Source organism: Frigoribacterium sp. PvP121 (assembly GCF_017833115.1).
GTDB lineage: Bacteria > Actinomycetota > Actinomycetes > Actinomycetales > Microbacteriaceae > Frigoribacterium > Frigoribacterium endophyticum.
Genome location: NZ_JAFIBR010000001.1, coordinates 709,465 through 734,695, shown reverse-complemented (window position 1 = coordinate 734,695; position 25,231 = coordinate 709,465). Strand labels below are relative to the sequence as shown.

The following is a 25,231-nucleotide window of genomic DNA, read 5'->3' as shown; positions in this document are numbered from 1 at the left end:
TCGACCCTATCGCCGGAGCGCCCTCCGCACGAGTCCCCAGGGCACACCGGGCTCCGCGCTCACGCGGGTGAGCCGTCGATGGCTCACCCTCCTCACCCGCTCGCGGGAGGCCGCTCCGGGGGCTCGACCCGCGACTCCTCACGGCGACGACGCAGCTCGCGACGGAGGGCCCGGCGCTCGCGCCAGCTCGGCGGCGGCGGCGCCGCGGCGGCCTCGGCGGCGGCGGCCGCGCGGCGCGCACGACGACGCTCGTGCCAGCGCAGCACCTCGTCGTCGACGTCGCGCGTGGGGGTCACGACGGGCGGTCCGCCGGTCAGCTGGCGGCGGGCCTCGACGATCCGGGCGTTGTAGTCGTCGACGTGGGCACGCACGGCGGCCTCGCTGCCGAGCCGGTCGAGGGTGTCGTCGAACTCGGCGTGCTCGGTGCGGAGCGACAGGGCAGGAGGCGCCAGCCCGGTGAGGCCCTCCCGCTCGATCAGGCCGCGGATCCACCAGTCGGGGTCGACCGTGTCGCCCGCGAGGCCGGGCAGCGGCTTGCCCGCCAGGGGCAGGTCGTCGAAGTCGCCGCGCGCGACGGCGACGTCGATCGCGGTGCGGGCCCACGCGCGCATCTCGGCGGCGGTGCGGGTGTCGCGGGGGGCGTCCTCCGCCGGGGCCTCGCCCCCGGCGCGGTAGCGCGCCGCGTCCAGGCGCGGGTCCGACTTCTCGCTGGCCATGCCGACGAGGGTACGCCGCGCCTCCGACGTCGTCCGGGGCCCGTCCGGAGCCCGCCGAGTGGTCACGAACTGCTGCTCCGGGGGCCCGGCGACGACAGGTCGTGACCACTCGACAGCGCACGGACGCACGAGGGAGGCACGACGCACGGGACGGAGGACGCCGAGAAGGCGCGGTGCCGGTCGTCCCGACACCGCGCCTCCTCGGCTCCGGGGCGGCCTCGGCCGCCCTCCGCCAGCTCCCTACAGCGTCGCCGCGGCCGGGTCCCAGCCCTCGGGCAGCGGTGTCGGCTTCGGCACCGACGAGGTGACGTCGACGGGCGACCCCTGCTCCGCCGCGGTCGAGACCGCGAGCAGCACGTCGAGGACGTGCGCCGCGACCGCGCCGCTGGCCTTCTCGTCGTCGCCGCCGCGGATCGCCCGCGCCAGGTCGACGACGCCGGAGCCGCGGCCCCAGAACGAGCCGGAGGCGGTGAGCGTCTCGGGCTCCTCCTGGCCGAACCGCCAGAGGGTCGAGTCGCCGTCGAACATGTTGGGGTCGGGCAGCACGATGGTGCCCTCGGTGCCGCTGATCTCGACGAAGCCCATGCGGGGCAGCGCGTTCTGGAAGCTGAACGTCGACTGCGCCGACTGTCCGCCCTCGAAGCTGATCAGCGCCGCGTGGTGCGTCGGCACCTCGACGGGGAAGGTCTCGCCGGCGCGGGGGCCGCTGCCGATCGTGCGGCGCTCGAACGACTTCGACGAGACGGCCGACACCCGCGAGGCCGACCCGAACGCGTGCACGAGGGTCGTCACGTAGTACGGGCCCATGTCGAAGAGCGGGCCGGCACCGACCGCGAAGAGGAAGTCCGGGTCCGGGTGCCACGCGTCGGGGCCGGGCACGTGGAACATCGTCGTCGCCGTGAGCGGCTCGCCGATGTCGCCGCGGCCGATGGCGCGGAGGGCCGACTGGATGCCGCCGCTGAGCACGGTGTCGGGGGCGCACGCGACGCGCAGGCCCGCCTCCCGCGCGGCCGACAGCAGCTCGGCGCCCGACTCGGCGTCGAGGGCGAGGGGCTTCTCGCTCCAGACGTTCTTGCCCGCGGCCACGATCTGGCGACCGACCTCGGTGTGCACGGCCGGGATCGTCAGGTTGACGACGATCTCGATGTCGTCGCGCGACAGCAGCTCGTCGACGGTGCCGTGGGCGGCGACGCCGTACGTCGTCGCCTGCGACTCGGCCCGCGCGAGGTCGAGGTCGGCGACCATGCGCACCTCGACGTCGCGGAACTTCGTGAGGTTCTCGAGGTACTGCGAGCTGATGTTGCCGGCCCCGATGACGCCGACGCCGACCACGCCCGTGCGGCCCGTGCTGCCCCCGCTCACGCGGTGACCCCGTCGGTGCCGTCGAGCTGCGTGGTGTCGTTCTCCTTCAGCCAGGCGAACGACTCGGCGATGCCGGCGAAGACGTCGCCCGAGTAGGCGTCGAACTCGACGACGCGCAGCGCGTGCGGCGCGGCCTCGAGGATGGCGCGGACGTCGACGTCGCCCTGGCCGGCCGGCGTCTGGTTCTCGAACGCGGCCTTGAGGGCGTCGGGCACGACGAGCGCGCTCTCGCTGCTGGGCAGGGCGGTGGCGATGTCGCCGCTGACCTTGCCGTCCTTGATGTGCAGGAACTGCACGCGGTCGCCGAGCTGGCGGAGCAGCGCGGGGGTGTCCTGGCCGCCGACGGTGGCCCAGAAGGTGTCGAGCTCGAGGACGACCTCGGGCGAGAGCTGCTCGACGAACGAGTGGTAGATCGGGCGCCCGTCGACCTCGTTCGTGAACTCCCACTGGTGGTTGTGGTAGCCGAAGCGGAGGCCGTGCGAGGCCGCCTGGGCGGTGAGCTCGTTGACGCGCTCGGCGATGCGGGCGGCGTCGTCGGCGGTCTGCCAGCGGTCGCTCGGGATGAACGGGTCGATGACGGTCTCGAGGCCGATCTGCTCGGCGGCGGCGAAGATCTGCTCGGCGTCGTCGGAGTCGATGACGGCCGCGTGGCCGGAGGGCGCGGTGACGCCGGCGGCGCTGAGCGCGGCGGCGATCTCGGCGGGGCGCTCGGCGAAGCCGTAGGGCTCGACCTTCGTGAAGCCGATCTCGGCGAGGCGCGCGACGGCCCCGTCGAGGTCCTCCGCGACGGCGTCGCGCACGCTGTAGAGCTGGACGGACGGTGTGCTCATGGGGATGCTCCTTCGTATCCGGTGGTCTGCGGCGCGTCACGGTGCGGCGGCCCGTGCTCATTCTGCTACTTCTGTCGACCGACATGCAAAAGTCGTCGTCTGATCGGCAGGATCAGGAGGCGCGGGGCCTACCCCCGAGGAGGCGCGGGTCGGGTCGGCGGGCGGCCGCGGAGCCGGGCGCGGCGGGACGTGACCCTCTCGGGGGCGAGACCGACCAGTCGACCGGGCCCGCGACTCCGAATCCCTGCCCATGACGACGACAGTCAGCGCGACCCGTGAGGCCGTCACCACCGCACCGGTCGACCGGGCGTTCGACATCGGCACTCCCCTGACGCCCGTGGGGTTCTACCCCCGGTCGGGCCCGCTGCCGGGCGTCGTCGCCGTGCACGACCAGACGGGCGGCTGGGGCACGCCCGGCCAGACGCGTCGGCTGCAGCTGTCGGACGGCGGCTCGGTCACCGAGACGATCGTCGAGGTCGACCCGCCCGGCCCCGGGCCGGCGGACCGCGTCGGGGCGTTCACGTACGAGCTGAGCGACTTCCGCGGGCCGCTGCGGCTGCTCGTCCGCAGCGGGCGGGCGGAGTGGTGGTACAGCGCGGGAGGAGCGAGCGACGGCTCGACCCGCGGGCGCGGCACGCGCATCTCGTGGCGGTACACGTTCCGGGCGCGGTGGGGGGCCGGGCTCGTCGTGCGGCTGATCGTCGGGCTGCTCTGGGGGCCGTACATGGCGAGGGTGCTGCGCGGCATCGCGCACGAGCTCGACCGCCGAGGCTGAGGGCGCCTGCCGGGCCCGCGGCCCTGCAGCCCTTCGCGGGGGCAGCTGTGACGACGGGCGAGTCCGAGCCGGACGGGCGCTCGTGACCGCCCGTCCGGGTCGCTCTCGCCCGCACTCCCGCCCTCACTGTCGGCAGTCCAGGATCGCTGATCCACTTCAGAGCGGAACGGCAGTCCCTTCCCCTCTCGCGCCCCCGCCCCGCGCGAGTTCCTGAAGTCGGCTTGACTTAATCCGAACGGGGGCTTTAGCTCAGCTGTGCCCCTCCGATGGGGGAGGGGCGAGCCTACGAAGGAGTAGACATGCGATCACTGACGCACGGTGCCGGCCGCAGGGGCCGGGCACTCGGCGTGACGGCGGGAGGGGCGCTCGTCGCCTCGCTCGCCCTGGCCGCGACGCCGGCACCCGCCGCCCTCGCCGCCGACCCGGCCGCCGGCCCGGGGGCAGCAGCCGCTGCCCAGCCGACCCTCGAGTCGCGCTCGACCGAGATCATCACCGTCGACGGGCTGCAGTTCCGCGACCTCGACCGCAGCGGCGACCTCACGCCCTACGAGGACTGGCGGCTCACCGCCGACGAGCGCGCCGCCGACCTCGTCGCCCGCCTCGACCTCGACCAGCGCGCCGGCCTGCTCATGCACGCCAGCCTCACCGGTCGCGGCACGTACGACCGGGCCGCCTTCGACCCGCTGCTGCGCGACCGCCACATCTCGACCTACATCTCCCGCCTCAGCATCGGCGCGGGCGCCCTGGCCGAGCAGCACAACCAGCTGCAGGAGGCCGCGGAGGCGGAGCCCTTCGGCATCCCGCTCAAGATCAGCACCGACCCCCGCAACGGCTTCAGCGTCACCGAGGGCCAGACGGTCTCGAACGCCGACTTCACGCCCTTCCCGGACGCGATCGGGATGGGCGCCGTGGGCGACCCCGCCGCGACGCTCGCGATGGGCGAGATCATCGGCGACGAGTACCGCGCCGTCGGCATCACCGAGGCGCTCTCGCCCCAGGCCGACCTCAGCACCGAGCCGCGCTGGACCCGCCAGAACGGCACCTTCGGCTCCGTCGGCGAGACCGTGAAGGACCACGTCGGCGCGTACGTCCAGGGCCTCCAGGGCGGCACCGACGGCATCACCGACGAGGGCGTCGCCACGGTCGTCAAGCACTGGGTCGGCTACGGCGCCCAGGTCGACGGCTACGACAGCCACTACTACTACGGCCGCTACGCGGCCTTCCCCGGCGGCGACTTCGCCGAGCACGTCGTGCCCTACGAGGGCGCGTTCGACGTCGACGCGGCGGGCATCATGCCGACGTACTCGATCCTCAAGGACCTCGAGGTCGTCCCCGGCCAGGGCCCGATCGAGCAGGTCGGCGCCGGCCACAACGAGTTCCTGCTGCAGGACCTGCTGCGCGGCACGTACGGCTTCGACGGCGTCGTGACGAGCGACTGGGGCATCGCCAACGACTGCCCGCAGGCGTGCCTCGACAACCGTCCCCCCGCCTCCTTCGTGGGCCCCTGGGGCGCCGGCATGCCGTGGGGCGTCGAGGGCCTGAGCCTCCCGGCGCGCTACGCCAGCGCGATCAACGCGGGCGTCGACATCATCGGCGGCAGCGACAAGCCGCAGTACATCGTCGAGGCCGTCCAGACCGGGCTGCTCAGCGACGAGCGCGTCTCCGAGGCCGCCCAGCGCGTGCTCTCGCAGAAGTTCCAGCTGGGCCTCTTCGAGGACCCGTACGTCGACCCGGCCGCCGCCGACGAGATCGTCGGGAGCGCCGCCTCCCGCGCGGTCGCCCTCGACGACCAGGCCCGGTCGCTGACGCTGCTGTCGAACGACGTCGTGCCCGCGACCGGCGCCGCGGCCCTGCCGCTCGGCGACGCCGACGGCACCGTCGCGCCCGGCACGACCGCGTACCTCTCCGGGGTCTCCGCCGAGGCCGCGACCGCGGCCGGCCTGACGCCCGTCGCGACCCCCGAGGAGGCGGACGTCGCCATCGTGCGCCTCACCGACCCGCGCGGAGGCGACGACCTCACCGACCTCGACTTCACCGGCGCTGAGGCCGACTTCCAGGCCCTGCAGGCGGCGCACGCCGCCGGCGCCCTGACGATCGCCGTGCCGCAGCTGTCGCGCCCGCTCGTGCTGGGGAACGTCGTGGAGTCGAGCGACGCCGTCCTGGGCGCGTACGGCGTCTCGGACGAGGCGCTGCTCGCCGTGGTCACAGGAGCCGCCGAGCCCGAGGGGCGCCTGCCCTTCGAGCTGCCCTCGTCGATGGCGGAGGTCGACGCGCAGCTGTCCGACGTGCCGAACGACACGGCGACGCCGCTCTTCGCGTACGGCTTCGGCCTCAGCTACGGCGACGCGGGCGAGGAGCCCACGCCCGGCCCCGGCGAGCCCGGCACGCCCGGCACGCCCGGCGGCCCCGGCACGCCCGCTCCGTCGCCCTCGCCCGCGCCCGGCACGGGGACGACCGTCCCGGTGCCCGACGCGCAGCTGACCGACGCCGCCCGCGGCTCCGTGTCGGTGCCGGCGACGGCTCAGCGCGGGCAGCGCATCACGGTCGACCTCGGCGCCGCCGGGGCCGGGCGTGACGTGGCGGTCTGGCTGCACTCGGAGCCCGTCGTGCTCGCCCGGGCCACGGCCTCGGTCGACGGGAGCGTGCAGGTCACCATCCCGGCCGGCACGGCCCTGGGCACGCACCGCGTCGTGGTGCAGGCCGCCGACGGGTCGCTGTACGGCTGGGACGACCTCCGCGTCGTCGCGGGAGCGACCGCCGCCGACGGCACCCCGCTCGCCTTCACCGGCAGCGACGCCCTGCCCGGCATCGTCGGCGGAGCGCTGCTCGTGCTGCTCGGTCTCGGACTCGTGGTGATCCGCCGCCGCAGGGCTGCCGGAGGCGCGAGCTAGGCAGCCGGGGCCGCCTCCGGCCCCAGCTCACCACCGCCGACGCCGGCCGCTGCCCTCGGGCACGGTCGGCGTCGGTCGTCCGCGGGTGCGGAGCGCACGGCGCACGGCGCACGGCGGGCAGCGCTCAGCGCTCAGCGCTCAACGCTCAGAGCGAGCGGCGCACGGCGCTCGGCGCTCGGCGCACGGCGCACGGCGCACAGCCCTCAGAGCGAGCGGCGCACCGCCTCGACGAGCAGCCCGAAGTCGGCGCTCATCTGTGACCGGGCGCCCGTCAGCTGCTGGAACTGCAGCCCGTCCATCACGGCGAGCAGCACGCGGGCGAGCCCGTCGAGGTCGTCGTCCGACCAGGCGCCGCCCTCCGTGCGCAGCGACCGGAGGTGCGCCGCGAGCGACGCCGAGATCCCGTCGTACCGCTCGGCCATGCGGTCGCGCAGCGGGTGCCCGGGCGACACGCTCTCGCCGAGCAGCACCGAGAAGAGGCGCGACCACCCCGGGTCGGAGGCGTTCAGCGCCACGAGCTGCTCGAGCGCCTCGAGGTGGTCCGCCCCCTCCCGCCCGGCCTCGACGATCGAGCGGCCCCGCTCGCTGCCGTCGGCGAGGACGGCCTCGAGCACGTCCTCCTTCGTGGCGAAGTGGTAGAGCAGCCCGGCGTGGGTGACCTCGGCGCGGGCGGCGATCGCGGCCATCGTCGCTCCGCGGAAGCCGACCTCGGCGAACACGGCGCGGGCTCCGTCGAGGATGTCCTTCCGACGGCGCACGCCGCGGCTGTTCGGCACGGGCCCGGGTGCGGTGGTCACGAGGCCACGGTAGGGGACACGCCCGTGCAGGCACTGCAGCTTCTCAGGAGGCTGGGGGCTGCCTGCGAGCAGGCTGACAGCGCCTCCGACCTACTGTCGAGGAGCAGAACACCCGCCCTTCCCCGTCCGCGCGCCCGCACGGACGTCGACCCGCACCCTGCCCGAGACCCGCGGAGCACCCCGTGAACATCACCCTGACCACCTGGCTCATCACGATCGGCGTCACGATCGCCTTCTTCGTCTACGAGTTCTTCACCCACGTGCGCAAGCCGCACGAGCCCACGATCGGCGAGTCCGCCCGCTGGTCGGCCTTCTACATCGGCCTCGCGCTGCTGTTCGGCGTCGGCATCGGGTTCACGAGCGGCTGGGGCTACGGCGGCGAGTACTTCGCGGGCTACCTCACCGAGAAGGCGCTGTCGATCGACAACCTCTTCGTCTTCCTGCTGATCATGACCGGCTTCGCCGTGCCGCGCATCTACCAGCAGAAGGTGCTGATGATCGGCATCGTCATCGCCCTCATCATGCGCGCCGGCTTCATCGCCGCGGGCGCCGCGCTGATCGAGAACTTCTCCTGGGTCTTCTATATCTTCGGCGCCCTGCTCTTCGTGCTGGCGTACCAGCAGATCAAGGGCAGCCACGGGGGGAACGCGGCCGACAACGCCTTCGTCAAGATCGCCCGGCGGGTGCTGCCGGTGCACGACGAGTTCGCCGGCGACAAGTTCACGACCAAGATCGACGGCAAGCGCTTCGTCACCCCGCTGCTGCTCTGCGTCATCGCCATCGGCTTCGTCGACCTGGTCTTCGCGCTCGACTCGATCCCGGCCATCTACGGCCTGACCGAGGAGCCCTACATCGTCTTCACCGCGAACGCCTTCGCGCTGATGGGCCTCCGCCAGCTGTTCTTCCTCATCGGCGGCCTGCTCGAGCGCCTCGTCTACCTGTCGCAGGGCCTCGCGGTCATCCTCGCCTTCATCGGCCTCAAGCTCGTCTTCCACGCGCTGCACGTCAACGAGGTCCCCTTCATCAACGGCGGCGAGCCGCTGCTCTGGGTGCCCGAGATCCCGATCTGGTTCTCGCTGATGTTCATCGGCCTCACGATCGCCGTCGCCACCGTGGCGAGCCTCGCCAAGACCCGTGGCGACGCCGAGAAGAAGGAGCGCGAGCGCGTCGAGGGCGAGCCCATCACCCACGCGCACGACGACCACGCCGACGGAGGCGCCGGCCGCCACTGACGACGCGACGGTGCGCACCCGCACCGCACGCACGCACCGCACGCAGCCCCGGGAGGCGCGGGTCGGCCCAGGCCGGCACCGCGCCTCCCGCACGTGGTCCCGCGGGCCCGCCCCGCGCCTCCCGCACGGCGCCCCTGCCGGCCCGCTCCGCGCCTCCTCTCGGGATCCGGCCGACCCGGGCCGCGCCTCCCGCCCCTCGCCCGGCCGGGCCGCCACGGGGCCGCGCTGACAGGCTGGTCGCATGCCCACCCCCGACGACGTCCGGCGTCGTGACCACGACCTCGACCTCGACGACCTGCTCCGCCGCGTGCGGGCGACGAGCGGCGGCGAGGTCGACGACAGCATCCCGCAGCTGGCCGACGCCGACCCCGACCTGCTCGGAGTCGCGCTCGCGCTGCCCGACGGCGCCGTGCGCTCCGCGGGCGACGCGGGCACCCCGTTCTCGGTGCAGTCGGCGGTCAAGCCGTTCCTGTTCGCGCTGGCCCTCGCCGACACCGGCGGCGACGCCCTCGACCGGGTCGGCATCGAGCCGACCGGCGAGGCCTTCGACGCGCTCGAGCTCGAGGCGGGCACGGGCCGCCCGCCGAACCCCATGGTCAACGCGGGGGCCCTGCTCACCGCCGCCCTCGTCGACGGCGGCGACGCCGACGGGCGTGCCGCGCGCATCCTCCGAGGCCTCAGCGCCTTCGCGGGGCGCGACCTCGAGGTCGACGAGGAGGTGAGCCGCTCCGAGCAGCTGCTCGGCGACCGCAACCACGCGCTCGCGCACCTGATGCGCTCCGAGGGCACGCTGCACGTCACCGCCGACGACGCCGTCGAGGCCTACGCCCGCTCGTGCGCGGTGCTGGTCGACGCCGGGTGCCTCGCCGTGATGGGCGCGACGCTCGCGCTCGGCGGGCGCAACCCGGTGACCGGCGTCCAGGTCGTCGACCCGGGCGTCGCCCGCGACGTGGTGTCGGTGATGGCGACGTGCGGCGTCTACGACGGATCGGGGCGGTGGATGCGCGAGGTCGGCGTGCCCGCCAAGTCGAGCGTCTCGGGAGCGATCGTCCTGTCGTCCCCCCGCGTGCTCGGCGCCGCGGTCTTCAGCCCGCCCCTCGACGCGCAGGGCACGAGCGTGCGCGGGGCCGCCGCGAGCTCGCTGCTGAGCCGGGAGCTCGGGCTGCACGCGTTCGCGTCGTAGGGCGAGCGGGCGGCCGGGCGGCCGAGGGGCGGCGGCGCGGCGCGGCGGCGAGTGGTCACGAACTGCTCGTCGGGGCCCCCGGGAGCAGCCGATCGCGACCACTCGACCCCGATCGGCTCAGCTCAGCGCTTGCCGCGCCCCGCGATCACCGACGCCACGGCGAGCGCCGTCGCGGCGGCCGCCGTCGCGAGCAGGGTGACGACGGCGCCCGTGCGGGCGAGCTCCGACGTGCGGTCGACGGGCAGGCGTCCAGCGACGAAGTCGTCGACGAGCTGCCCCAGGGCTGCGCGGCACTCGCGCTCCGCGGTGGGGTCGTCGAGGCGCCAGCCGGCGAGGTCGGCCCCGCCGAGCACCATCAGGTCGCGGGCGTCGACGGCGCACCAGAGGTCGACGGGGCGACGACGCACGCCGGCCACCTGCACGCGTGACTGCCAGCCGGCGACGCGACCCGCGCCTCCCGGCTGCGGGGCCGCGACGTAGCTGTGGGTGACGCGGACGCGCCCGCCGTGACGGGCGGCCGCCTCGTCGAGGGTCTCGCGCACCCGGTCGACGACGGCGGGGCGAGCGGGCTCGGACACGGAGGTGAGGTCTCGGTCGGATCGCATCACGCCATGGTGCGCCCTCTCGCCCGGGAGCGCCACCCCGGGGAGGCGCGGGCCGAGCCGGGCAGGGAGGCGCGAGCTCGAGCCGGCGAGACACCCGCGCCCCGTATCATCGGCCCACCCCCGAGCCCGACCCGACCCGACCCCGGAGACCACCATGACCGACACCGCCGACTCCCCCGCCCCCGCCCCCGTCGCCCGCCCCGCCGTGCTCTTCGTCTGCGTGCACAACGCCGGCCGCTCGCAGATGGCCGCCGGTTGGCTGCGGCACCTCGCGGGCGACCGCGTCGAGGTGCTGTCGGCCGGCAGCGAGCCGAAGGACCAGATCAACCCCGTCGCCGTCGCCGCCATGGCCGAGGTCGGGGTCGACATCGCCGGGGCGCAGCCGAAGGTGCTGACGACGGAGGCGGTGCGCGACAGCGACGTCGTGGTCACGATGGGCTGCGGCGACGCGTGCCCGGTCTTCCCGGGCAAGCGCTACGAGGACTGGGAGCTCACCGACCCGGCCGGCCGTGGCCTCGACGAGGTGCGTCCGATCCGGGACGACATCCGTCGCCGCGTCGAGCAGCTCGTCGCGGAGATCGCCCCCGCCTGACCCGCCCCCGCCGCGCACGCCGAGTGGTCACGATCTGCTCCTCCCGCGCCCGCGGAGCAGCAGTTCGTGACCACTCGGCACCGCCGCCCGCCGGCTCGGGCTCACCAGGCGGCCCGGGCCCCGCTCATGGCCACCGGACGCACCCGGGCTGTGAACCTGCCGGGCAGACAGGCCCCGCGACTCCGCCCGGCCTAGCGTCCAGTTCAGTCGACGTTCGTCGGCACCCACTTCACGAAGGAGACGTCATGTCGCTCGGAGACAAGGCAAAGGACGCAGTTCAGAAGGTCGCCGGACACGCCGAGGAGGCCGTCGGCAAGAAGACCGACGACGCCGAGCTCACGCACCAGGGCCAGAAGGACCAGGCCATGAGCGAGGCCCGCATGGAGACCGAGAAGGCCAAGGACGCGACGGACCACTAGTCCCGCTCCCCCGGTGCTCGCGCACCGGATGCCCGGAGGGCCCGGCGTCGTCGCAGACGCCGGGCCCTCCGTCGTGCCGGGCGTGCCGGGCATGCCGCCGAGTGGTCACGATCTGCGCCTCAGCGACCCCGGGAGCAGCACATCGTGACCACTCGGCCCCGCGAGGGGTGGGTCCCGCCTCCTCTGCGTCCCGACCCGCGACTCCTACCCTCGGTCGCCCTGCGGCGCGCCGGGCCGTGACGCCCACAGCTGCACCGCGAGCCCGACGGCGATGAAGCCGAGCATCAGCCCGCCCATCGCGACCGCCGTGCCGCCCAGCGCGCCGGCGAGCGGGGTGGCCGCGCCGCCGAGGCCGAACTGCAGCCCGCCGACCAGGGCCGCCGCCGTGCCGGGGGCCCGGTGCCCGAGCGCCTGCGTCAGCGTGATCGAGCCCGGGATCACCCAGCCCCACCCCGCCGTCACGAGCGCGAGCGCCGGCCAGATCAGCGCCGGCCCGGCCCCCGAGACGGCTCCGACGAGCACGAGCGCCGACCCGACGGTGCAGGTGGCGAGGCCGATCGTGAAGAGGCGGTCCTCGGCGAAGCGGCCGACGAGGCGGCGGAACACGAGGGTCGACGCGATCATGCACGACGCGTTCGAGGCGAAGACGAGCGTGTAGAGCCCCTCGCTGAACCCGTACTGCTGCTGGAAGACGAACGACGACGTCGAGATGTACGAGAAGAAGCCGATCGTCGCGGCGCAGCCGGTGACGAGGTACCAGCGGAAGCGCGGGATCCCGAGCAGCCCGCCCATGCGGCGCAGCGAGGCGCCGAGCGAGGCTCCGCCGGGGGGAGGCGCGGTGAGGGTCTCCGGCAGCTGTCGCCACGCCGCGACGGTCAGCCCGGTGCCCAGCACGGCGAGCAGCGCGAACGTGGCGCGCCACGACCCCGCGGCGAGCACGAGCCCGCCGATGAGCGGGGCGACGACGGGCCCGACCGAGTTGATCGCGGCGAGGGTCGCGAAGAGGCGGCTGCGGGCGACCCCGGTGGTCGAGTCACCCACCATGGCGCGGGCGGCGACGCTGCCGGCGGCGCCGCCGAGGCCCTGCACGACGCGGGCGAGCACGAGGGTGGTGGAGTCCGGGGCCAGGGCGCAGGCGAGGGAGGCGAGGGCGAAGAGGGCGGTCCCGGCGAGGAGGACGCGCCTCCGGCCGGATCCGTCGCTGAGCGGCCCGACGACGATCTGGCCGACGGCGAACGCCACGAGGAAGGCGGTGAGGCTGAGCTGCACCTGCGCCGTCGACGCGTCGAGGTCGGCCGCGATCGCCGGGAGGCCGGGGATGTACATGTCGGTCGCGAAGGGCGAGATGCCGACGATGAGGCCGATCGTGAGGACGGCGCCGCGGCGGGGCGCCCAGCGCGGTGCGGGGGCGCCGGCGGCGGGGTCGCGCGGGCCGGGCGGGTCGCCGGGGTCGCCGGGGCGGGTGACGTCGTCGTCGCTCATCCGGGCCCACCGTAGTCGGGCCGGGCGCCTCCCGCCCCGTCGCACACCCCGTCCTCGCCCCCGAACCCCGCCGCGGCAGGGTGCCCGTGCGAGAACGGGGTGCCCGGCTCGAGAGGCACCACGTCGTCGCACGCGAACCACGCCGCGGCCTGGTTCGCCGGCGAGGACGTGGTTCCTCGACCGGGCCCAGCTGCCGTACGCGGCACGCGCCAGGAGACGGCACCCTCCAGATCCGCTGATCCACTCCGGAGTGGAGGAGCGGATCTGGACCGTCCCCCGCTGACACGTCAGATCGGGTCATCCTGCGCGACGCCCGCCACCCGCCGCCCGTCGCCGCCGCAGCCACCCGAGAGGCACCACGTCGTCGCACCCGAACCACGCCGCGGCCTGGTTCGGGTGCGAGGACGTGGTTCACCTGCACGGGCCGACCCGCGACTCCCGCCGGCCGGCAGGTGCAGGTGCGGGGGCGGGGGGACGCGCGCTCCCTGCCGCCGTCCGGGCGGGAGGCGCAGGATCGACGGAGGCGCCGAGCGAGTCGGCGCCGCAGACGAGAGGAAGACCCATGGCGTTCGGAGCAGGAGAAGTGGTGCACGTGGTGCTGGTCGAGTGGGCGGAGTCCGCCGGAGCAGGCACCGCCGAGCAGGCGAGCGCGCGGTCGACCGAGAAGCTCACGTCGATCGACGGCGTGCTGTCGGTGACGAGCGGCCCGAACATCGGCGACGAGGACCTGCAGGGCGGGTTCGACTGGATGCTCGCGGTGCACTTCCGCGACAAGGCGGCCCTCGACGGCTACCTGCCCCACCCCCAGCACGTCGAGGTCGCGACGTTCCTGCAGGAGTCCGCGGCCCGCATCGTCGTCTTCGACGTCGCTGCCTAGCCCGAGGCCCCGAGGAGGCGCGGGTCGAGACCCCCGCTAGGCTCACGCCGTGCAGCCGGTCACCCCGCCTCCCGGCCCCGCGCCCGAGGGGATCGCCGCACCACCGCACCGTGCCGCCCGGCTCCTCCGCTGGCTCTGGATCGCGGGCTTCGCCGTCGGCACCACGACGCACGTGACCGACCTCGTCGTCGGAGGAGCCGACGTCTACGCCGACTTCCACCCTGCTCTCCGGGCCTTCTGGGTCTCGCTCACGCTGTGGGACCCGCTCGTCATCGTGCTGCTGCTGCTCCGGCGACGCGCGGGGGTCGTGCTCGGGCTCGTCGTGATCCTCACCGACATCGCCGTGAACTGGTCGGTGATCGCGGTGGTCGGTGGCATCCCGGTGTGGGGTGCGGTGAACCAGACGGCCTTCGCGGCCCTGCTGCTGGCCAGCGCGCGGCTGCTCGCCCGCTGGTTCGCGCACGACCGGCCGACCCCGGGGCCCGACCGGCACCGCGACTCCTGACCTGACCCTGCGCCGCCCCGCCCCGCCCCGCCCCGCCCCCGGCGAGGCCAGCCGGCCGGGCGGGAGCCGCAGCTCACCTCACGCCGCGCGGCGCAGCACCCGGTGCGCGACCCCGGCGACGACCGCGCCGACGAGCGGGGCGACGATGAACGCCCAGACCTGGCCGAGCGCGTCCGGCCCCGCGAAGACCGCGGCGGCGATCGAGCGGGCCGGGTTCACCGAGGTGTTGCTGACCGGGATGCTCACGAGGTGGACCAGCGTCAGCGTGAGGCCGATCGCGAGCGGCGCGAGGGCCGCGTACTCCTTCTTGGCGGTCACCGAGAGGATGACCCCGACGAACACGGCCGTCAGCACGACCTCGATTAGCAGCACGGCGCCGAGGCCGAAGCCGCCGGGCGAGTGCTCGCCCCAGCCGTTCGAGGCGAAGCCCGACTCGCGCGCCGCGGCGAACGCGCCGGCGGGGCCGTCGGCGACGACTCCCGCGACGACCGCCGCACCGGCGACGCCGCCGACGATCTGCGCGACGACGTAGCCGGGCACGTGGCGCCACTCGGTGCGCCCCGCGACGGCGGCGCCGACCGTGACGGCCGGGTTGAAGTGCCCGCCCGAGATGTGGCCGACGGCGTAGATGCCGCCCATCACGCTGAGCCCGAAGGCGAGGGCGACGCCGACGAACCCGACGCCCAGCGCGTTGCCGTCGTCGGGGAACGACGACGCGAGCACGGCCGTGCCCACCCCGCCGAGCACGAGCAGGAAGGCGCCGAACGCCTCCGAGGCGTACCGCGCCCCGCTCGACCAGGTCTCGGCGTGCTGCGTGCGCTGCTCGGAGGTGGATCGGCTGACGGGCTTCGGGTTCTGGTCCTGGCGTGCCATGGCGTGCTGCTTCCTGTGTTCGGGGGTCGGGGAGAGGTCGGGGAGAGGTCGGGGGGAGGCGGGGGCCGCCGGGCGAGGAGCAGCCGCGCTAGTCGCGCGCAGCAGCGCCGTCGCGCTCGCGGTCGCGGTCGCGGTCGCGGTCACCGTCGTCGCGCTCCGCCCCGCGGCGCCCGCCGAGCTCGGCGATCGTGTCCTTCGGCACCGGCGGCACGCCGCGGCTGATCGCCGAGACCCCCACGCGGACGACGATCGCCGACACGACGGCGAACGCCCCGAAGGCGATGAGCGTCGCGGCCCAGAGCGGCAGGGCGACGGCGATCGCGGTGACGACGACGGCCGCGAGCAGCCCGACGGTCACGACGGCGAGCACGGCGCCGACGCCCACGAGCACGAGGCCGGTGCGGGCGCTGCGGGCGCGGTCGGCGACCTCCCGCTGCGCCTTCCCGATCTCGGTGCGGACGGCGCGGACGATCGGCTCGATCGCCCGGCTGCTCAGCTGGTCGCGCAGGCGCGGGGCCTCGCGGGTGTCGTCGTCAGACATGGGTTCCTCCGGAGTCGCGGCCCTGCTCGCCCGCCCTCCCCTCAGGAGGCGCGGTGCAGGACTCCCCTACATGACGCGTCCCGCTCGCCACCGGTCACGCGCCTCCGGCCCCCTCCCAGCTTCGGCCGTCCCGGCACTCGCCCCCCGGCCAGCGCGACCGCGCATCGGCGGAAACGAGACCGCACCGGTCACCCTCGCACTGGGGGTGACGACACCGTGAGAAAAGCTTAGATTCGGCGGACCGGTGCCGATCAGGGGCACCCTGTTGCGAAGGAGCAACACATGCGATCTGTCCTGCGTTCGCGGACCGCGGCGATCGGCGTCACCGCCGGTCTCGTCCTCGGCTCGTCCGTCCTCCTGGCCTCACCAGCCTCCGCCGCTCCGAGCGACGCCTCGGCCCTCGGCGCCGGCGTCGCGCTGACCGGCACCGTCCCCGGCCTCGTCGCCCTCGACGCGACGGCAGCCGTCGGCCTCGTCACCGCCGGCACGGGCGGCGCGCCCGGGGCCTTCGACAGCCAGGGGTCGACCCTCGCGACGGTCCAGGGCGGGGAGGTGACCGTGGGCGCGGTCAGCACCCGCGCCTCCAGCACGACCACCGGCTCGTCGGCGTCGTCCGACGTCGCGGGCGCGGCGGTGTCGCTGCTCGGCATCGACGTGCTGACGGCCGACGCCGTCACGGCCGACGTGACCTGCCCGGTCGGCGGCGGCGGCACGACCGCGGACGCCGGCCTGGTCGGCCTCACCCTCTTCGGCACCGCGGCGACCCTCGACGCGACCACCCCGACCGTCTCGGCGAGCGCCGCGCTGGCGGGCGACCTGCTCGGAGCGACGCTGACCGTCGACGTCAGCCGCGTCGAGCAGGCCCGCTTCGGCAGCGCGACCGCCACCTCGGTCGTCGCCGCCCTCACCCTCAGCGGCACCGTCGGCGCCACGACGATCGTCGACGTGCCCCTCGGCACGGTCACCCTCGCGTCGGCCGCGTGCGAGTCGCCGACCGCGGGTGCGGCCGCGCAGATCACGGCGACGGGCATCACGCCGGTCGTCGGCCCGACGAGCGGCGGCCAGGTCGTCACGATCACGGGCACCGGCTTCACGCCCGACACGACCGTGACGTTCGGCACGCTGCCGGCGACCGCCGTGACCGTGGCGGCCGACGGGGCCTCCCTCACGGCGACGACCCCCGCCTCCCCCGCGGGCCCCGTGACCGTCACGGTCACCGAGCCGACGGCGGGCGCGGCTGAGCTCGCCTACACGTACGTCGCGCCGGCGATCACGGCGATCGACCCGACGCAGGGCCCGGCCGTCGGGGGCACGACGGTGACCCTGACGGGCACCGGCCTCGACACGACCACGGGCGTCACGTTCGACGGCACCCCCGGCACGGTCGTCTCGGTCTCGCCCGACGGCACGCAGGTCGTGGTGACCAGCCCGGCCGGCACCGGGGTCGCCGAGGTCGTGCTCACCGCCCCCGCGGGAGTGACGACGACCGCACCGAGCCCCTTCGTCTACGTGAGCCCCGGCGGCCCCGCCGTCGTCTCGATCTCGCCGACGGCCGGCCCCACGGCGGGCGGCCAGACGGTGGTCGTCTCGGGCACCGGCCTCGCCGGCGTGACGGACGTGACCTTCGGCGGAGTCGCGGCGACGATCGTCGGGACCCCCACCGACACGCGCGTCACGGTGGTGACCCCGGCGGGGGTCGCGGGCCCGGTCGACGTCGTCCTGGACGGCGCTGACGGGGCCACGGTGCTCGAGGACGGCTACACGTACCTCGCGGAGCCCGGCGCGGCCTCGGTCGACCCCGGCTCGGGCTCGACGACCGGCGGCGACACCGTCACGGTTATCGGCGGCCCGTTCGTGCCCGGGGCGACGACGGTGACGATCTGCGGAGTCACGATCCCGGCCACCGCGGTGACGGTCTCCGCTGACGGCACGCGCCTGACGTTCGTCACCCCGGCCTGCGTGGCCGGCGCCACGACGATCGTGGTCACGACGGCGGGAGGCGCGTCCGACGCGCTGCCGTTCACCTACGTCGCGCCCGCGGCCATCGTCCCGGCCGGGGGCGACCGCGTCGTTCCCCGCCCCGTCGGCAGCACCCGCGCCTCCGGCCTGGCCTACACGGGCTCGGACGGCACGGGCGGCGTGCTGCTGGGCTCGGCGCTGATGCTGACCCTCGGCACGGCGCTGCTGGTCGGCGCCCGCCGCCGGGCCGCGCGCGACGGCGGCGGCGAGTGACGGCGGCGCCGTGACGGCGGCGCGCTGACCGCGCTGCACCGACCTGCCGGGCGGGCAGGGGCCTCGGCCCCGTGAGCCCCGCCCGGCGCACGACCGGAGGGCCTCGGTGCATCAGCGGGGCCCTCTAGGTGTGTGGTGCGGGGATCGCGCGGACCGACCGCAGGAGCGTCCCTAGAATCAGCGCATGCCTTTCGACGAGTGGTACGACGACGCCACGAAGGAGGCCGCGACCGCGCGGGTCCTCCAGCGCAGGATGACCAACCCGGGCGACCGCAACGTGCTCACGGTGGTCTCCGACGAGTTCAGCGTGCCCCGCCAGACCCTCGCCGACTGGGTCGAGGAGGCGTCGCCCGAGTCCGCGGCCGCGCCCAAGAAGCCGCGCCCCAAGTTCTCGCAGGTCGTCCGCACGTCGAAGCCGGCCCCGGCCTTCGAGGAGGCGCCCCCCGCAGGCGAGGACGCTGACGACGACGAGGCGGTCGCCGACGAGACGGACGCCGTGGCGGAGCCGACCGACGCGGAAGAGCCGACCGCTGAGGAGTCGGTGGTGACGGAGGACGACGCCGAGCCGACGCCCACGTCGGAGGACACGGACGAGCCCGAGCCCGATCTGGAGCCGGCGGACGACGAGCTGGACCAGGACGACGTCGACGACGAGGACGACCCCGACACCGCCGCCGACGCAGAGCCGGCACGCGACCCACACCCCGCCTCCCCCGCTACCCGCTCGACCGCCGCCGAGGCCGCGTCCGGGTCCGCTCCCCCCGCCCCCGCCGGCCGTGCCGCCGCCCTCGAGGCCGAGGCCGCCGCGCTCCGGGCCGACGTGAAGGCGCTCGTCGCAGCGCTGCGCATCCTGCTCGAGGCCTGATGGAGGTCGCCGAGCTGCTCGCGGTGCTCATGACCGCGCTGCTCGTGATCGCGGCCGCGACGCTCGCCCCGAGGCGCCGGTGCTTGAGCGCTCGAACGAGGCGTTCGACGCGTCGGTGGCGCACGCCCGCGTGATGCTGGCAGCGCAGCGGGAGGCCCTGCTCGACGCCCGCGACAACGGGTTGTTCGACGCCGACGTGCTGGCCGACGCCCTCGCGAACCTCGACGCCTCGGAGATCGCGATCGTGCTGCGCGGGCGGCTCGCGGACTGACGGGCGGGAGGCGCGGTGTGCGGAGCGGAGGACCGGCCCCACGGGCCTCGCGCCGTAGGGTCGGTCCTCCTTCGTGACCTACGGACCAGTCATTTGCGTGACGGAACGTTCCTCGTCCCCGTCATGGCCGGATCTCAGGCCCCTGCGGGACAGGTTCCGGCAGGGGCTCGGGCCGTGTCGCTGACCAGATCTGCCCAGCCATCGCGACGACGACGAGGAGGCCCCAGAAGACCGATCCATTGATGTCGATCGCATGTGCGATGGCGAACATCGCAATGACGACTGAGTTCAGAGCGACGACCCATTGCAGTGCATAGCGGGACATGATCTGCCTCAGGCCATCGAGTAGAACTTGTTCTCGAACCCCGTGATGAAGACAGTTCCACCGACGGGCCCGAGCATGCTCAGGGCTGTCGCCCGCGCCTGCCACTTGACGTTCTGCCACCCGGCTCGGCGAAGGCCAGCGTGGTACGACCTCTCCCCCGCCTTCTCGCCCATGGCGTAGACGGCGCCTCCAGCCAGGATGACCGCCGTGATGATCGGGACGACGGCGACTCGAGCTTGCTTCTCGTCCGGGACAGAACCCTCCTGGGGCTCGAGGCTGCCTGCGGTGACTTCAGCCGTCAGCGGGGCCATCGTCTGCCCCTCGATCTCAGCCTGTGTCGTGCTGGCCGATACCGGCGACCCACCGCCGAAGACGAGCCCCACGGTCACGGCTGCCGCGACCCCGATGCCAGTGGCCTGCTTCGACTTCGTCATCGTCACTCCCTTGGTCAGAGCCCGCCCTGTGCGAGCCTCTGCCAACGTACGACATGTCAGAATTCCTCATTGTAACGATCGGGTCACAGAGGGATGCGAGGTGCGGGCATCGACCACTGACGCTCGCTCACGAGACGCCACGGAAAAACGTAGGTGCCGATGGTGATCAGAACAGGGGGAGGCGCTGGTTCCGACACCAGCGCCCCCTCCGCCCCTGCGCGCTTGCCGGGCCAGCTCGCGGGCTCAGCTCGCGGGGTCGGCGGCCGGTTCGAGCGCCGGGTCGATCACGACGACGCCGGGGCCGTAGCGCTCGTCCGCCGACCGCTGCAGGGTGCCGTCGTCGACGATGACGTGGACGCGGGCCCGACCGTCGAGCTCCTCGACGCCGAGCACGGTGCCGTCGTCGGTGCCGATCGCCGCGCGGTAGTCCTCGACGGCAGCGGTCACGGCCGGTGACGCTGCCGCGCCTGCGGTGTCGGACGAGCCGGGCGTGAGGAGGTCGACGGCCACGCCGTCCCACGGTCGGGCCGGGGAGGTCACGGTCAGCGCCGTCCCGTCCCACGTGCCGGTGACCTCGTAGCGGCCCCAGGTCGTGCCCGCGGCGGTCTCGGCGCCCTCGAGGCCCGACCAGTCCCAGCCCTGCACGGCCGGTCCGTCGCAGATCGGCGGGTACGACTCGAGGACGACGTCGAGGCAGAGCACCGGGGCCGCGCTGCCGTCGCGGCTGAGGACGGTCGTGCGGGTGGTCAGCTCCTGGGCGGCGGCGGCGGCGGCCGCTGACGTCGACGTCGGCGCGGGCGGCGGGCTCTGCTCGGCGGCGCTCGAGGCGCAGCCGGAGAGGACGAGCGCGACGGCGCCCGTGGCCGCGCAGGCCAGGGCGCGTGTGGTGAGCGTCGCCATGGTCCCTCGTCCGTTCCGTGGGGTGGCCGGTGAGGAGGCGGGCGCCCTGCGGTGCGACGTCGCGCTGCCTCGTGACCGAGTCCTGCTCAGGCTGTCGCCTCCCACCGGCAGCGTCAAGCCCGAGCCCGAGCCCGAGCCCGAGCCGAGGGAGGCGGTGCCAAGATCGACGACGAGCCGCCGCTCCTGACGGCGTCACCGACGGGGGGACAGAGATGACCGACACGAACGACCTCCGGGCCTGACGCATGACGACCGTCGACGAGGCCCGCGCCCTGCGCGACGCGGAGGGCCTGCGCATGAAGATCTTCGAGCCGCACCTCAACGACACCGACATGGTCGTGGTCACGACGGGCGACACCGGTGGCTACCGGGTCTGGGCGACCGGCGAACGTGCGTCACCGTGGGGGCGGACGACCGTCTACGACTCCGAGTCGGACGCCCTCGACGACGGCCTCGCGCGGGGGCGGGCAGGTCGCGACCTCGAGATCATCAGGGCCGACCGGCACGCTTCGTACGTGGCCGACATGACAGCCGTGGGCGCCACAGAGCCGTTCCCCGGCCCGCGGGGGTCGGTCGTCAGTCCTGTCCCCACGGGTCCCGGCCTCCTCGTGGAGTTCGCCGTCTTCTCGTCGTCGGCCACCGACGACCGTGGTCGCTACACCGGCCACGTCGGCTCCCTCCGCGGGCGCCCCGGCGAGGGCTGGCAGGCTGCCACCCCCACCACGACGCTGACGACCCACGACACCGTCGACGAGGCCGTCGCCGCCCTGCTCGACGCCACCGGCAACTGACGGAGGCGCGGGTCAGGTGACCAGCGCCTCCCCCGAGGCACGTGGCCGGTGGTCCGGCGCCGCTACTCCGCGTCCGCCGGGAGCACCGACTCCGGCACGCAGTAGTAGGCCGCGTGCCACTCGCCGCCGCGGGTGCACTCGATCGGGACGTCCTCGCCGCGGACGGTGAGGGTCTGGTCATGGAGACCGCTTCCGTGGCGCCCTGTCGAGTACAGGAAGGTGAGGACGTGGCTGCCGTCGGCCGAGGTGCACTGCCAGGGGCGCTGCAGCCGCCAGCCGTCGATGCGGACGCACTCCCCCAGGGGCCGCGTCACGAGGTCGTCGTCGACGTACGACCAGGTGGCGGGGTCCGAGCGCTCCTCCTGGAGCACGCTGTGCGGCGTGGACTCCGCGAGCTCGCGCGGGAACGCCGCGTGGTCCCAGAAGAGGGCCCCGACGATCAGCACGGCGAACCCGGCGACGGCCACGCCGATGATGATCAGCGACGTCCGGAGGTCGCGCTTCTGCTGCGCCGTGAACGGCTTCGGCGGCTCGCGGGTCGTTCCAGGCTTCGACACGGTCCTCCTCGGCGCGGTGGGGCCGAGACGGACGTCGCCCCCGTGCCCGCGCGCGAACACCCCCGCCTCGATCATCGCAGCGATCGGGCCGGCAGGCCTCCCGTCCGCACCCCCCGAGACCCGAGGAGGCGCGGGTCACCTCCCCCGGGCCAGCCTCAGTTGCCACTTTGAGGGCCTAGGAGGAGCCCACGACCCCTCAAAGTGGCAACTGGGCGCTGGGGCCTCCGGCGCATGAGTCGTTTGCCTGCGGACATGCGTTGCCCGCAGGGCTGAGCGAGGGGGCGTGCCCCGGCGGCCTGGCCCACCTCGACCTGGTGATCTCGGCCGTCGGGCCGAACAGAGCCGACCTCGCGGGCGGGTCGCCGACCCCCGAACGGGCGTTCCATACTGGTCGGCATTGTTCAGTACAGTGAGCTTCGTTCACGAGCGATGGAGATCAGGGCATGGCACGACGACGCGGGATCCTCGCGGAGATGCAGCACCAACAGCGCCTCTCGCAGGCACGCGCCAACGCGGCGGCCCGGGCACAGACCCAGGCCCGCGCTCAGGCACAGCGCGCCAGAGCCGCGCAGGAGCGAGCGAACGCCGCCGCGGACCGGGCCAGTGAGGCGGAGCGCAAGCGGTACGAGCGCGAAGCCAAGGCGGCCTACGTCGAACTGCGATCGGCGGAGGTCGACGAGCTCAACGAGGACCTGGCGATGGAGTACGCCGAGATCGACGGCCTCCTCGCCGCCACCCTCGAGGTGGACGACTTCGTCGACCTCGAGAGCTTGAAGGTGCGAGTGGAGCACCCGCCCTTCCCCCGTTGGGACCTCGAGACACCTCTCGTCCCACCGCTGCCGACGCCGGTCCCCCCGGCCCCGGTCTACGTCGAGCCTCCCGTGCCCACCGGCATGTTCGGCAAGAAGAAGAAGTTCGACGAGGCGCAGCAGAGGGCGCAGGCCGAGTTCGCGCAGGCATGGAGCCAGTGGGAGGCGTACCGGGACTGGATCCCGGGCCGCGACGCCGAGGCCGCCCGTGAGCACGCAGAGCTCGAGGCCGGTCGAGTCCAGCTGCTCGCGGTCGAGCGCGAGCGCTACGAAGCGTCGTGCCGGTTCCGTGAGTCCAAGGCGTCCGGGCAGAACTCCTCGATCGACGACCTGATTGCCGGCCTCGCCTACGGAGCCGTGGACGCGGTCAAGGAGTACGTGGGCATCGTGCTCGCCAACTCCGTCTACCCCGACTCGTTCCCGGTCGAGCACGACGCCGATTTCGACCCGGAGACCGCGGAGCTCCGGCTGCGCGTGACGGTGCCGGCGCCCGACGCACTGCGCACCATCAAGGCTTTTCGGTACGTGAAGGCGAGCGACGAGATCACCGAGACCCCGCTCACCCAGACGGCGGCCAAGGAGCGCTACGCCGGGGCCCTCCACCAGGTGGCCCTGCGGTCGCTCCACGAGATCTTCGAGGCTGACCGCCGGGGCATCATCCAGACCATCTCGGCCGAGATCGGCCCGGAGACCAACGACCCGGCGACCGGTCGCCCGACGTTCATCCCCCTGATCGCCGTCGCGGCCCCTCGCGAGAGCTTCATGGAGATCGACCTCAGCGGCGTCGTCCCGCTCGCGACTCTCCAGCACCTCGGCGCGGCCGTCGCGAAGAACCCGTCCGCGCTCGTGGCCGTCGACGGCTCCGGCGTCCGTCGGTCATGACGGTCGGAGAGCGACGGTTCAACCCTCCGCCCGGCTGGCCTCCTGTCCCGTCGGGGTGGAGCCCGCCGGCCGGGTGGACTCCTCCCAGCAACTGGCCGGCTGTCCCGAGTGGATGGCAGTTGTGGATCGAGGACGGCGGGTCGGTGCCCGTCGTGGCGCCGCCTGCACCGACACCGGCACCCGCGCACTCGCCGGTGCCGCCGTCCACTGCGGATGGCCGCGGTAGTGACGAGTCGGGAGCCGAGGCTCGCGCTCGGCAGCTCGAGGCCGAGAACGTCGTCCTGCGCCGGCAGCTGAAGATGATGGAGCAGGTGACGCGCTCTAGCTCCCCCGCGCCTCCGGCAGCTGCCGCTGCTCCGGCTCCGGCTCCGGCTCCGGCTCCGGTGGTCGTCTCCGAGGCAGTCGAGCTGAACGACGCGCAGGTGCTGCAGGAAGTCGGCATCTACCGCTACCACCACCCCCTGGAGGACGCGGCCGCCTACCTGCCGAGGCTCAAGGACGTCGAGGCTCGGTACGCCGCACTGGTCCGCGAGGGCCACGCGATCGAGAAGTCCAACCTCTTCTCGTTCGACAACTCGCTCGCCAAGGGTCGCAAGATGACCGACGACCTGTCAAAGCTCATGCTGCGCGCCTACAACGCGGAGGCGGAGAACAGCATCCGCACCCTGAAGCTCGGCAACGTGCACACCGCCAAGAAGCGCCTCGAGGCATCTCGTGACGCCATCGCCAAGCTCGGCGTGATGATGGCGATGTTCATCAGCGACAGCTACCACGCGCTGCGTCTCGAGGAGATCGAGCTGACCGCGGACTGGCTGATGAAGAAGCAGGAGGAGAAGGAAGAGCAGCGCGAAGAACGAGCGCGACTCCGTGAGGAGGCGCGGGTCGAGAAGGAGCTCAAGGAGCAGAGGGCGCAGCTCGACAAGGAGCGCACGCTCCTCATGCAGACGATCGCGCAGCTCCAGGCGACCGGGACGCCGGACGGGGATCTCGAGTCGCGGCTCGCGGCGATCGACCAGGCCATCGTCGACAACGACTACCGCGCCGCCAACATCCGGGCGGGTTACGTCTACGTCATCTCGAACCGTGGAGCGTTCGGAGAGGGCGTCGTGAAGATCGGTCTCACGCGACGACTGGAGCCGACGGACCGTGTCCACGAGCTCGGCGGGGCGTCCGTCCCGTTCCGCTTCGACATCCACACCATCTATTTCTCCGAGGACGCCGTCACGCTCGAGACCGAGCTGCACCGGCACTTCGCCGGTCGGGCCCTCAACCAGGCGAACAGCCGCAAGGAGTTCTTCTTCGCGACGCCAGGGGAAGTGAGGGATGTCCTCGCGAGCAAGGTCGGCAACCTGCTGGAGTTCAAGGACTCTGCCGACGCCACGGAGTTCTTCCAGTCCGTCGGGCGCTGGCCCGAGACTCACCGGTCCGGAGCGGTCACCGCCTAGGAAGCCCGGGAAGGCACCTCCACGCAAGGGCGAACGAGTG

At 74.0% G+C, this 25,231-nt stretch carries 25 protein-coding genes; 14 read left to right on the top strand and 11 right to left on the bottom strand.

Annotation, left to right across the window (positions count from 1 at the left end):
* Positions 1–92 precede the first annotated feature (92 nt).
* The 3 genes from JOE43_RS03490 to JOE43_RS03480 form a co-directional block, all read right to left on the bottom strand.
* Entirely contained in the window at positions 93–716 is a 624-nt protein-coding gene (locus tag JOE43_RS03490) for a DUF1992 domain-containing protein (RefSeq protein ID WP_209514728.1), read from the bottom strand.
* A gap of 240 nt (positions 717–956) precedes the next feature.
* A complete protein-coding gene (locus tag JOE43_RS03485) occupies positions 957–2,078 on the bottom strand; it encodes a Gfo/Idh/MocA family protein (protein WP_209514726.1) in 1,122 nt (373 codons plus the stop codon).
* Complete coding sequence (locus tag JOE43_RS03480; protein WP_209514723.1) at positions 2,075–2,908, bottom strand: sugar phosphate isomerase/epimerase; 834 nt, start codon at positions 2,906–2,908, stop codon at positions 2,075–2,077. Before JOE43_RS03480 ends, JOE43_RS03485 begins: the two co-directional genes overlap by 4 nt.
* A gap of 250 nt (positions 2,909–3,158) precedes the next feature.
* On the opposite strand from JOE43_RS03480, the gene JOE43_RS03475 reads away from it, so the two are divergent.
* The gene (locus tag JOE43_RS03475; RefSeq protein ID WP_209514721.1) at positions 3,159–3,683 is read left to right on the top strand and encodes an SRPBCC family protein; all 525 of its coding nucleotides are present in this window, start codon (positions 3,159–3,161) and stop codon (positions 3,681–3,683) included.
* Between the two features lie 299 nt (positions 3,684–3,982).
* A complete protein-coding gene (locus tag JOE43_RS03470; protein ID WP_209514719.1) occupies positions 3,983–6,574 on the top strand; it encodes a glycoside hydrolase family 3 protein in 2,592 nt (863 codons plus the stop codon).
* A gap of 203 nt (positions 6,575–6,777) precedes the next feature.
* Here JOE43_RS03470 and JOE43_RS03465 read toward each other — a convergent pair whose 3' ends face one another.
* Entirely contained in the window at positions 6,778–7,371 is a 594-nt protein-coding gene (locus tag JOE43_RS03465) for a TetR/AcrR family transcriptional regulator (protein ID WP_209514717.1), read from the bottom strand.
* A 182-nt stretch (positions 7,372–7,553) separates the two neighbouring features.
* On the opposite strand from JOE43_RS03465, the gene JOE43_RS03460 reads away from it, so the two are divergent.
* Positions 7,554–8,603: a TerC family protein gene (locus tag JOE43_RS03460; RefSeq protein WP_209514715.1), complete on the top strand. Its 1,050-nt coding sequence runs from the start codon at positions 7,554–7,556 to the stop codon at positions 8,601–8,603.
* A 241-nt stretch (positions 8,604–8,844) separates the two neighbouring features.
* On the top strand, positions 8,845–9,786 hold the full coding sequence (gene glsA, locus JOE43_RS03455; protein WP_209514714.1) for a glutaminase A: 942 nt from the start codon (positions 8,845–8,847) through the stop codon (positions 9,784–9,786).
* Positions 9,787–9,908: 122 nt separating this feature from the next.
* Here the strand turns inward: glsA and JOE43_RS03450 are convergent, their stop codons facing one another.
* Complete coding sequence (locus tag JOE43_RS03450; RefSeq protein WP_209514712.1) at positions 9,909–10,391, bottom strand: hypothetical protein; 483 nt, start codon at positions 10,389–10,391, stop codon at positions 9,909–9,911.
* 154 nt (positions 10,392–10,545) lie between these two features.
* On the opposite strand from JOE43_RS03450, the gene JOE43_RS03445 reads away from it, so the two are divergent.
* Together JOE43_RS03445 and JOE43_RS03440 are read left to right on the top strand one after the other, a co-directional pair.
* On the top strand, positions 10,546–10,983 hold the full coding sequence (locus JOE43_RS03445) for an arsenate reductase ArsC (protein WP_209514710.1): 438 nt from the start codon (positions 10,546–10,548) through the stop codon (positions 10,981–10,983).
* 245 nt (positions 10,984–11,228) lie between these two features.
* Positions 11,229–11,402 (top strand): CsbD family protein, encoded by a 174-nt coding sequence (locus JOE43_RS03440; RefSeq protein ID WP_156370161.1) that lies wholly within the window; start codon positions 11,229–11,231, stop codon positions 11,400–11,402.
* A gap of 204 nt (positions 11,403–11,606) precedes the next feature.
* Here the strand turns inward: JOE43_RS03440 and JOE43_RS03435 are convergent, their stop codons facing one another.
* Positions 11,607–12,884, bottom strand: coding sequence for a multidrug effflux MFS transporter (locus JOE43_RS03435; protein WP_209514708.1), 1,278 nt, complete (start codon positions 12,882–12,884; stop codon positions 11,607–11,609).
* A gap of 562 nt (positions 12,885–13,446) precedes the next feature.
* Between JOE43_RS03435 and JOE43_RS03430 the strand changes: the two genes are divergently transcribed.
* Complete coding sequence (locus JOE43_RS03430) at positions 13,447–13,761, top strand: Dabb family protein (RefSeq protein WP_209514706.1); 315 nt, start codon at positions 13,447–13,449, stop codon at positions 13,759–13,761.
* Between the two features lie 49 nt (positions 13,762–13,810).
* Positions 13,811–14,266 (top strand): hypothetical protein, encoded by a 456-nt coding sequence (locus JOE43_RS03425; protein WP_209514704.1) that lies wholly within the window; start codon positions 13,811–13,813, stop codon positions 14,264–14,266.
* 78 nt (positions 14,267–14,344) lie between these two features.
* Here JOE43_RS03425 and aqpZ read toward each other — a convergent pair whose 3' ends face one another.
* Together aqpZ and JOE43_RS03415 are read right to left on the bottom strand one after the other, a co-directional pair.
* Positions 14,345–15,139, bottom strand: coding sequence for an aquaporin Z (aqpZ, locus tag JOE43_RS03420; RefSeq protein WP_209514702.1), 795 nt, complete (start codon positions 15,137–15,139; stop codon positions 14,345–14,347).
* Between the two features lie 88 nt (positions 15,140–15,227).
* On the bottom strand, positions 15,228–15,680 hold the full coding sequence (locus JOE43_RS03415) for a phage holin family protein (RefSeq protein ID WP_209514700.1): 453 nt from the start codon (positions 15,678–15,680) through the stop codon (positions 15,228–15,230).
* 282 nt (positions 15,681–15,962) lie between these two features.
* On the opposite strand from JOE43_RS03415, the gene JOE43_RS03410 reads away from it, so the two are divergent.
* The 3 genes from JOE43_RS03410 (at position 15,963) to JOE43_RS03400 (ending at position 19,048) form a co-directional block, all read left to right on the top strand.
* Positions 15,963–17,912 carry an IPT/TIG domain-containing protein gene (locus tag JOE43_RS03410; RefSeq protein ID WP_209514699.1) on the top strand — a complete coding sequence of 650 codons (1,950 nt, stop codon included), beginning with the start codon at positions 15,963–15,965 and terminating at the stop codon, positions 17,910–17,912.
* A 184-nt stretch (positions 17,913–18,096) separates the two neighbouring features.
* Positions 18,097–18,777 (top strand): hypothetical protein, encoded by a 681-nt coding sequence (locus JOE43_RS03405; RefSeq protein WP_209514697.1) that lies wholly within the window; start codon positions 18,097–18,099, stop codon positions 18,775–18,777.
* Between the two features lie 79 nt (positions 18,778–18,856).
* Positions 18,857–19,048, top strand: coding sequence for a hypothetical protein (locus JOE43_RS03400; RefSeq protein ID WP_209519293.1), 192 nt, complete (start codon positions 18,857–18,859; stop codon positions 19,046–19,048).
* Between the two features lie 333 nt (positions 19,049–19,381).
* Here the strand turns inward: JOE43_RS03400 and JOE43_RS03395 are convergent, their stop codons facing one another.
* Together JOE43_RS03395 and JOE43_RS03390 are read right to left on the bottom strand one after the other, a co-directional pair.
* A complete protein-coding gene (locus JOE43_RS03395; RefSeq protein WP_209514695.1) occupies positions 19,382–19,807 on the bottom strand; it encodes a hypothetical protein in 426 nt (141 codons plus the stop codon).
* A gap of 243 nt (positions 19,808–20,050) precedes the next feature.
* Positions 20,051–20,707 (bottom strand): hypothetical protein, encoded by a 657-nt coding sequence (locus tag JOE43_RS03390; protein WP_209514693.1) that lies wholly within the window; start codon positions 20,705–20,707, stop codon positions 20,051–20,053.
* Between the two features lie 245 nt (positions 20,708–20,952).
* Between JOE43_RS03390 and JOE43_RS03385 the strand changes: the two genes are divergently transcribed.
* Positions 20,953–21,498 carry a hypothetical protein gene (locus tag JOE43_RS03385; protein WP_209514691.1) on the top strand — a complete coding sequence of 182 codons (546 nt, stop codon included), beginning with the start codon at positions 20,953–20,955 and terminating at the stop codon, positions 21,496–21,498.
* A 62-nt stretch (positions 21,499–21,560) separates the two neighbouring features.
* Here JOE43_RS03385 and JOE43_RS03380 read toward each other — a convergent pair whose 3' ends face one another.
* Positions 21,561–22,055, bottom strand: a complete 495-nt coding sequence (locus tag JOE43_RS03380; RefSeq protein ID WP_209514690.1) for a hypothetical protein — start codon at positions 22,053–22,055, stop codon at positions 21,561–21,563.
* Between the two features lie 443 nt (positions 22,056–22,498).
* Between JOE43_RS03380 and JOE43_RS03375 the strand changes: the two genes are divergently transcribed.
* Together JOE43_RS03375 and JOE43_RS03370 are read left to right on the top strand one after the other, a co-directional pair.
* Positions 22,499–23,746, top strand: a complete 1,248-nt coding sequence (locus tag JOE43_RS03375) for a hypothetical protein (RefSeq protein ID WP_209514688.1) — start codon at positions 22,499–22,501, stop codon at positions 23,744–23,746.
* 311 nt (positions 23,747–24,057) lie between these two features.
* The gene (locus JOE43_RS03370; RefSeq protein WP_307803219.1) at positions 24,058–25,191 is read left to right on the top strand and encodes a DUF4041 domain-containing protein; all 1,134 of its coding nucleotides are present in this window, start codon (positions 24,058–24,060) and stop codon (positions 25,189–25,191) included.
* Positions 25,192–25,231: the final 40 nt, after the last annotated feature.

Coding starts and splice junctions, on each gene's coding strand:
- JOE43_RS03490 (WP_209514728.1), bottom strand. CDS start 716: ATGGCCAGCGAGAAGTCGGACCCGCGCCTGGACGCGGCGCGCTACCGC.
- JOE43_RS03480 (WP_209514723.1), bottom strand. CDS start 2,908: ATGAGCACACCGTCCGTCCAGCTCTACAGCGTGCGCGACGCCGTCGCG.
- JOE43_RS03475 (WP_209514721.1), top strand. CDS start 3,159: ATGACGACGACAGTCAGCGCGACCCGTGAGGCCGTCACCACCGCACCG.
- JOE43_RS03470 (WP_209514719.1), top strand. CDS start 3,983: ATGCGATCACTGACGCACGGTGCCGGCCGCAGGGGCCGGGCACTCGGC.
- glsA (WP_209514714.1), top strand. CDS start 8,845: ATGCCCACCCCCGACGACGTCCGGCGTCGTGACCACGACCTCGACCTC.
- JOE43_RS03450 (WP_209514712.1), bottom strand. CDS start 10,391: ATGCGATCCGACCGAGACCTCACCTCCGTGTCCGAGCCCGCTCGCCCC.
- JOE43_RS03445 (WP_209514710.1), top strand. CDS start 10,546: ATGACCGACACCGCCGACTCCCCCGCCCCCGCCCCCGTCGCCCGCCCC.
- JOE43_RS03440 (WP_156370161.1), top strand. CDS start 11,229: ATGTCGCTCGGAGACAAGGCAAAGGACGCAGTTCAGAAGGTCGCCGGA.
- JOE43_RS03435 (WP_209514708.1), bottom strand. CDS start 12,884: ATGAGCGACGACGACGTCACCCGCCCCGGCGACCCCGGCGACCCGCCC.
- JOE43_RS03430 (WP_209514706.1), top strand. CDS start 13,447: ATGGCGTTCGGAGCAGGAGAAGTGGTGCACGTGGTGCTGGTCGAGTGG.
- aqpZ (WP_209514702.1), bottom strand. CDS start 15,139: ATGGCACGCCAGGACCAGAACCCGAAGCCCGTCAGCCGATCCACCTCC.
- JOE43_RS03415 (WP_209514700.1), bottom strand. CDS start 15,680: ATGTCTGACGACGACACCCGCGAGGCCCCGCGCCTGCGCGACCAGCTG.
- JOE43_RS03410 (WP_209514699.1), top strand. CDS start 15,963: ATGCGATCTGTCCTGCGTTCGCGGACCGCGGCGATCGGCGTCACCGCC.
- JOE43_RS03405 (WP_209514697.1), top strand. CDS start 18,097: ATGCCTTTCGACGAGTGGTACGACGACGCCACGAAGGAGGCCGCGACC.
- JOE43_RS03395 (WP_209514695.1), bottom strand. CDS start 19,807: ATGACGAAGTCGAAGCAGGCCACTGGCATCGGGGTCGCGGCAGCCGTG.
- JOE43_RS03390 (WP_209514693.1), bottom strand. CDS start 20,707: ATGGCGACGCTCACCACACGCGCCCTGGCCTGCGCGGCCACGGGCGCC.
- JOE43_RS03385 (WP_209514691.1), top strand. CDS start 20,953: ATGACGACCGTCGACGAGGCCCGCGCCCTGCGCGACGCGGAGGGCCTG.
- JOE43_RS03375 (WP_209514688.1), top strand. CDS start 22,499: ATGGCACGACGACGCGGGATCCTCGCGGAGATGCAGCACCAACAGCGC.